Below are 6,539 nucleotides of genomic sequence, written 5' to 3' on the forward strand. Positions count from 1 at the left end.
TGCTCACCGCCGAGCTCGGCGTCACCCGGGCCACGGCCGGCGCGGTGGCCGCCGAACTGGAGGCGCTCGGACTGATCCGGGTGGACGCCCGGCCCGGTGCCGCCGCCGGGTCCCAGGGACGCCCCTCGCACCGGCTGTCCGTCGCCGAGGACGGCCCCGTGGCGCTCGCCGCGCAGATCCACGCCGACGGCTTCCGCGCCGCCCTCGTCGGGCTCGGCGGCCGGATCGTCGCCACCGCGCCCGGCTGCGAGGTCGTCGACCCCGACCCGGCGAAGGTGCTCGGCTCCGTCGTCGCGGCCGGCGCGGAGCTGCTGCGGGAGACCGGCCGGCGGTGCGTCGGCGCCGGGCTCGCCGTGCCGTCGGCGGTCGCCGAACCGGAGGGGCTGGCGCTCAACCCGCTGCACCTGGCCTGGCCCGCCGGCGCCCCGGTACGGGAGATCTTCGCCGAGCAGGTGCGCGCCGCCGGCCTCGACGGGCCCGCCTTCGCCGCCAACGACATCAACCTCGCCGCGCTCGCCGAGCACCGGCACGGCGCCGGGCGGGGCGCGCGCGACCTGCTGTGCGTGGCCACCGGCCACCGCGGCGTCGGGGGCGCGCTGGTCCTCGACGGCCGTCTGCACACGGGCAGTTCGGGCCTCGCCCTGGAGGTCGGCCACCTCGCCGTCAACCCCGAGGGCCGCCCCTGCCACTGCGGCGGCCGGGGCTGTCTCGACGTCGAGGCGGACCCGCTGGCCCTGCTCACCGCGGCCGGCCGCGCACCGGGCCCCGAGATGTCGCTGCTGAAGCAGGCCGACGACCTGATCCGCGGCCGGTACGACGACCCCGAGGTGCGCGCGGCCACCGAACAGCTCATCGAGCGGCTCGGCCTCGGCCTGGCCGGGCTGGTCAACATCCTCAACCCCGACCGGATCATCCTCGGCGGACTGCACCGCACCCTCCTGGAGGCCGACCCCGACCGGCTGCGGGCCGTCGTCGCCGACCGCAGCCTGTGGGGCCGCAGTGGCGGGGTGCCGATCCTCGCCTGCACGCTGGACCACAACAGCCTGGTCGGCGCGGCGGAACTGGCCTGGCAGCCGGTGCTGGACGATCCTCTGGGAGCACTGGCGTAACGACCACCGGACGAGAGAAGGCCGACCGCATGACCGACACGCTCACCGTCACCGTCCTCGGCACCGGCATCATGGGCGCCGCGATGGCCCGCAACCTCCTCGAGGCGGGGCACACCGTCCGCGCCTGGAACCGCACCCGCGCCAAGGCCGACCCGCTGGCCGCCGACGGCGCCCACGTCGCCGGCACCCCCGCCGAGGCGGTCGAGTCCGCCGACGTGGTCCTCACCATGCTGTACGACGGCCCCGCCACCCTGGAGACCATGCGCGCCGCCGCTCCGGCGCTCCCGCGCGGAGCCGTCTGGGCGCAGTGCACCACCAGCGGCATCGAGGACGTCGCCGGACTGGCCGCCTTCGCCCACGACCACGGCCTGCGCTTCTACGACGCCCCCGTGCTCGGGACCCGCAAGCCCGCCGAGGACGGACAGCTCACCGTCCTCGCCGCCGGCCCCGCCGGCGGCCGGGACACGGTGACCCCGGTGTTCGACGCGGTGGGCGCCCGCACCGTGTGGACCGGCGAGGACGGCGCCGCGGCGAGCGCCACCCGGCTGAAGCTCGTCGCCAACAGCTGGGTGCTCGCGGCCACCGCCGCCGCGGGCGAGACCCTGGCGCTGGCCCGCGCCCTCGACGTCGACCCGGACGCCTTCTTCGGCCTCATCGCCGGCGGCCCGCTCGACATGGGATATCTGCACGCCAAGGCGCGGCTGATCCTCGAGGAACAGCTCTCCCCGGCCCAGTTCGCGGTGAAGACCGCCGCCAAGGACGCCGCGCTGATCGTGCGGGCCGGGGAGCGCAACGGCGCCCGCCTCGACGTCGCCGCCGCGAGCGCCCGCCGCCTGGAGCGGGCCGCCGCCCAGGGGCACGGCGACGAGGACATGGCCGCCGCCTACTTCGCGAGCTTCGGCGACGGGCCCGCGTCCACCACCTGACCACCCCCCTCCCTGTTCGCCCTTCCTAGCGAGGAGTCCACGTGTCCAAGCCCCCACTGCCGCCCGAAGCCCAGGAGCTGCTGCGCAAGGCCAACCCGTGCGTGATGGCCACCCTCCGCTCCGACGGCACGCCCGTCTCCACCCCCACCTGGTACCTCTGGGAGGACGGCCGCGTCCTGATCAACCTGGACGAGGGACGGGTGCGCCTGCGCCACCTCCAGCGCGACCCGCGCGTCACCCTCACCGTGCTCGACGCGGACAACTGGTACACCCACGTCACCCTGATCGGCCGTGTCGCCGACATGCACGACGACGAGGACCTCTCCGACATCGACCGCCTCTCCCGCCACTACGGCGGCGACGCGTACCCGAACCGTGAACGCCGCCGGGTCAGCGCCTGGGTCGAGGTCGAGCGGTGGCACGGCTGGGGCGCGATGAAGGACAGCGACCAGACCGGCTGACCGAGGGCCGCGGGAGCAGCCGCGCACCGCCCGCGTACTCCCCGGGTGGTACGCCGGCTGCCGCCGGCCGCACGACGCCCTGACCCCCCTCCCGGGGCGAGTCTCGAAGTGTCGCCGAGGGGCGACGAGACACCGCATCCGAGGAGTTGAACGACCATGCAGACCCTGGCGCACTTCGGTGACGGCGGGCCCGGCCCGTGGATCCTGCTCTTCCCCCTGTTCTGGGCCCTGGTCGTGGGGTTCGGCATCACCCTGCTGCGGCGCACCGGGTGGCGCGGCCGCCGCGGCCCGCACGGACCCGCCGCCCGCGACGACTCGCCGCTCGCCGTCCTCGGCCGCCGCTTCGCCTCCGGCGAGATCGACGAGGACGAGTACTGGCGCCGGCTGTCCGTCCTGGAGGAGCAGTTCGGACGACGCGACTGAGACGGACGCCCCCGCGCGCCCCTCTTCGCGATCAAGGTGACACATGTCACCACCCCACCCTGTGACGGTTACGGCGCGGACGGCGCTGCACAAATGGGGCGCCGTACGGGGCGGATGAGACCCGTGTGGCGGCCGCAGCTTCCGTCGGCCCGGCCGGGCCGCTTCTCAGGGTGGGGATCCTTTTGAGCCGTCGCAACCGGCGTCGTGCCGTGTCGCACGCGTACAGACCGCTGAGCATGAGACGCCGGGCGTGGCTGACGCTCGGCGCCGTGCTGATCGGGGGAGGGAGCGTCGTCACGTACGCCACGGCCAGCCCGTCCGACGGGGCCGGCGCCCCCGGGCAGGACCGGCGGCCGGTCGAGGTCTACGGCCTGGCCCTGAAGGGCACCGCGGCCGGCGAGCGCAAGCTGCTCCGCACGGAGACCGAGCAGTTCTCCCTGGTCGGCGTCTCCTGGACCGGGGCGCTGAAGCCGCTGGAGGGCGCCGCGCAGGTGCGCGCCCGCGGCCTGGAGAGCGGCGAGTGGGGCGCCTGGCAGGACCTGGAGCTGAACGCCGCCCCGCCGGAGGAGGTCGAGGCCGGCATGCGCGGCGCGTCCCAGCCGCTGTGGGTCGGCCCCTCCGACGGTGTGGAGGCCCGCGTCGTCCACGAGGACGGCACCACCGGCGCGCTGCCCAAGGGCCTCGAGGTCAACCTGGTCGACCCGGGCGTGGTGACCGAGGCCGAGACACGCCTCGACGCCCCCGAGCCGGCCGCGTTCGTCATGGACGCGTCGCCGTCGTCGTCGCCGTCTCCGTCGCCGGAGCCCACCGCGCCGCCGTCCACGGTGCCCCAGCCGCCCGTCACCTCGCGTGCCGGCTGGGGCGCGGACGAGTCGAAGAGCCCCGACCCGTCGGAGTACAACCCCGACGTCAAGGCCGTGTTCGTGCACCACACCGACGGCGCCAACGACTACGACTGCGCGGAGTCGGCGTCCATCGTGCGCGGCATCTACGCGTACCACACCGAGGTCGAGGGCTGGAACGACATCGGCTACAACTTCCTCGTCGACAAGTGCGGCACGGTCTTCGAGGGCCGCAAGGGCGGCATCGACCGGCCCGTGCTCGGCGCCCACACCTACGGCTTCAACCGGGAGTCCGCCGGCATCGCCGTCCTCGGCACACACGTCAGCGGCGCCGCCTCCACCGCCGCCCTCACGTCCGTGGCGCGCGTGACCGCCTGGAAGCTCGGCCAGTACGGCGCGGACCCGGCCGGCACGGTGCAGCTCACCGCCGGCGCGACCCAGCGCAACTACTTCAGCACCCAGTTCACCGCGGGCGAGCGGTACACCTTCCGGCGGGTGTCCGGGCACCGCGACGGCTTCAACACCCAGTGCCCGGGCGACGCCCTGTACGCCCAGCTGCCGACCGTCCGCACCTGGGCCGCCGGCCCGGTCGACGGTCTGCGGATCGCGTCCCTCACCGACGCGACCGCCAAGGGCTCGACGTACTACACCAAGGGCACGCCGGTGGTGCGCTGGGCGGCCACCACGCCGGCCGCGCTGATCAAGAGGTACGACGTGCTCGTCGACGGCCAGGCCGTCGCCGCCACCTCGGGCGCGGGCTACGCCAAGCGGATCACCCTCACCCCCGGCACCCACACCGTGACCGTGCAGGCCACGCACCAGTCCGGCGCGGTCTCGGCCGCGGCCCCGCTGACCGTCGTGGCGGAGACGACCGCGCCGGTGTTCACCGCCGCGCCGACGCTCGGCCTGCGCACCGGCACCGTCTACACCGGGTCCGCCCCGGTCACCCTGCGCTGGAAGGCGACCGACGACCAGGCCCTGCGCCAGGTGCGGCTGCTGACCCCGCAGTCCGCCACCTTCAGCGCGGCCGCGTACCTCTCCAACCGCACGGCGAGGCCGGGCACCGCCTCCAGCTGGTCGATGCGGGCGTACGACTACGCCGGCAACTACCGTGACGCGGCGGCCACCTACACCCCGGTGGTCCTCCAGGAGAGTGCGGCGGTCAGGACGGGCAGCTGGAGCGCGCGCAGCTCCTCCAGCTACCTCGGCGGCCGGTCGTACTCCAGCTCCGCCAAGGGCGCGAGCCTGACCTGGACGTTCACCGGGCGCTCGGCCGCCTGGGTGGTCTCCCGGGCGTCGAGCTCGGGCCAGGCGTACGTGTACGTCGACGGCGTCAAGGCCGCCACGGTGGACCTCAGGTCGTCGGCCACCAGCTACCGGCAGGCGATCTGGACGAGGACCTGGTCGGCCAACGCCAGGCACACCGTGAAGATCGTGGTCGTCGGCACCAGCGGCCGGCCGACCGTCACCACGGACGGCCTCGTCTACATCAGGTGACCGGCCGGGGCGCGGTGTCCGGCGGACAGGCGGTCCGCCGGGCACCGCGGCCGTCGGCGGCGCCCCGTGGTGTCACCGCCCGGTCAGCCGGGAACGGCGGACCGGGCGGGAGCGGGTTCGGGCCGGTGGACCTCGGCCGCGTGGTCGACGAGTGCGACTTCCGTGAACCGTGGCCGGTCCGGTCCCGCGGGTGTGAGGCGCGGGCGCCGGTCCCGGGCCGCCGGTTCGGCGGGCGCGGCGGTCGGCAGCGTGAACCACACGACCTTGCCCGCGTCGTCCGGCAGCACGCCCCAGCTCTCGCTCATGGCGGCCACCATCGCCAGGCCGCGGCCACACGTGGCGAGCGGTCCGGCGTCCGCGACGACCGGCAGCCGCGGATCGTGGTCGTGCACCGACACCTTCAGCCGGTCGAGGAGCAGTTCGATCTCCACGGTGCACGTCTTGTCGGGCTGGGCATGCCGGTGGACGTTCGACAACAGCTCCGTCACACCGAGCGAGGCCCGGTCTATCAGGGAATCCATGTGCCAGTAGCGCAACTGCGCAGATACGATTCTGCGGACCTGGCCGATCCGCGACGGCAGGGCTTGGAGCTCCACCGTGCAGTGCCTGCTTGGGTGACTGATCACGGCTGCGACTCCCCGACGTGAGGTCCGGAAGAACACGGAGTACGGATCCAGCAGGGCGCCTGCGTGACGCTGCCGCCTGCTGTCGTGGCCGGCGGGCTGGTTCGCAGCGTTATCGCCGGTAAACCCAGAGTGACGTGAGAACAGCGTGACCCAGCGGTGGATGCGGCGCAACTCGCGGACATCTCAGGCGCCGCGCCCCGCCGCCCGGCGGACGGCCTCGATGAATCGGCGGGCCGCGGGCGGGCCCGGCTCCCCGGGCGCCGGGTCGTGGTCCCCGAGGGTCAGCAGATACCGGTGGCCGTTGAGGTCGGCCAGCGCCCGGCCGTCGGGCGAGAACCAGGGCCGTGTGGCCCGCACCGCCTGCACCGGCGCGCTGTCTATCTCGGTGCCGTAGCTGGTGAGCAGCTCCAGCCGCCCGTCGCTGATCCGGACCTGTCCGGCCCGGGTGAGCGACCGCAGCCGCCGGCCGATCCGCACGCCCGTGGCCTTGAACTCCGGCTCCGCCATTGCCACCCGCCCCCTCAGTGCGCGTCGGTGTGCCGGACCGCGCTGCGCGGGCCGGCCACTGTCCAGAACCAGTGTGCCCCTGCTCCCGCCGGTGCAGTCTGCCCCCACCCGCCGCCGAGCACCAGACCGCCAGGCCCCGCCGGCGGGG

General features: G+C 74.7%; 7 protein-coding genes. 5 read left to right on the plus strand and 2 right to left on the minus strand.

Features of this window, described 5'->3' with window-relative positions:
• From CCN29_RS09470 to CCN29_RS09490, 5 genes are all read left to right on the plus strand, one after another.
• On the plus strand, positions 1-1,109 hold a 1,109-nt coding region (locus tag CCN29_RS09470; RefSeq protein ID WP_086680963.1), incomplete at its 5' end, for an ROK family protein.
• Positions 1,110-1,138: 29 nt separating this feature from the next.
• On the plus strand, positions 1,139-2,035 hold the full coding sequence (locus CCN29_RS09475; RefSeq protein ID WP_086680965.1) for an NAD(P)-dependent oxidoreductase: 897 nt from the start codon (positions 1,139-1,141) through the stop codon (positions 2,033-2,035).
• Between the two features lie 41 nt (positions 2,036-2,076).
• Complete coding sequence (locus CCN29_RS09480; RefSeq protein WP_006136464.1) at positions 2,077-2,496, plus strand: PPOX class F420-dependent oxidoreductase; 420 nt, start codon at positions 2,077-2,079, stop codon at positions 2,494-2,496.
• Between the two features lie 156 nt (positions 2,497-2,652).
• Positions 2,653-2,919, plus strand: a complete 267-nt coding sequence (locus CCN29_RS09485) for an SHOCT domain-containing protein (RefSeq protein ID WP_006136463.1) — start codon at positions 2,653-2,655, stop codon at positions 2,917-2,919.
• A gap of 236 nt (positions 2,920-3,155) precedes the next feature.
• Positions 3,156-5,258, plus strand: a complete 2,103-nt coding sequence (locus CCN29_RS09490) for a peptidoglycan recognition protein family protein (protein ID WP_086680970.1) — start codon at positions 3,156-3,158, stop codon at positions 5,256-5,258.
• 83 nt (positions 5,259-5,341) lie between these two features.
• Here CCN29_RS09490 and CCN29_RS09495 read toward each other — a convergent pair whose 3' ends face one another.
• On the minus strand, positions 5,342-5,884 hold the full coding sequence (locus CCN29_RS09495; RefSeq protein ID WP_078592392.1) for an ATP-binding protein: 543 nt from the start codon (positions 5,882-5,884) through the stop codon (positions 5,342-5,344).
• A 183-nt stretch (positions 5,885-6,067) separates the two neighbouring features.
• Complete coding sequence (locus CCN29_RS09500; RefSeq protein ID WP_086680967.1) at positions 6,068-6,391, minus strand: hypothetical protein; 324 nt, start codon at positions 6,389-6,391, stop codon at positions 6,068-6,070.
• Positions 6,392-6,539 lie beyond the last annotated feature (148 nt).

The sequence above is a fragment of the Streptomyces pseudogriseolus genome (assembly GCA_002154585.1).
Classification (GTDB): Bacteria; Actinomycetota; Actinomycetes; order Streptomycetales; family Streptomycetaceae; genus Streptomyces; species Streptomyces pseudogriseolus.

What these genes read in the sequence shown, in the direction of transcription:
- CCN29_RS09475 (WP_086680965.1), top strand. Translation starts at nt 1,139, where the DNA reads ATGACCGACACGCTCACCGTCACCGTCCTCGGCACCGGCATCATGGGC.
- CCN29_RS09485 (WP_006136463.1), top strand. Translation starts at nt 2,653, where the DNA reads ATGCAGACCCTGGCGCACTTCGGTGACGGCGGGCCCGGCCCGTGGATC.
- CCN29_RS09490 (WP_086680970.1), top strand. Translation starts at nt 3,156, where the DNA reads ATGAGACGCCGGGCGTGGCTGACGCTCGGCGCCGTGCTGATCGGGGGA.
- CCN29_RS09500 (WP_086680967.1), bottom strand. Translation starts at nt 6,391, where the DNA reads ATGGCGGAGCCGGAGTTCAAGGCCACGGGCGTGCGGATCGGCCGGCGG.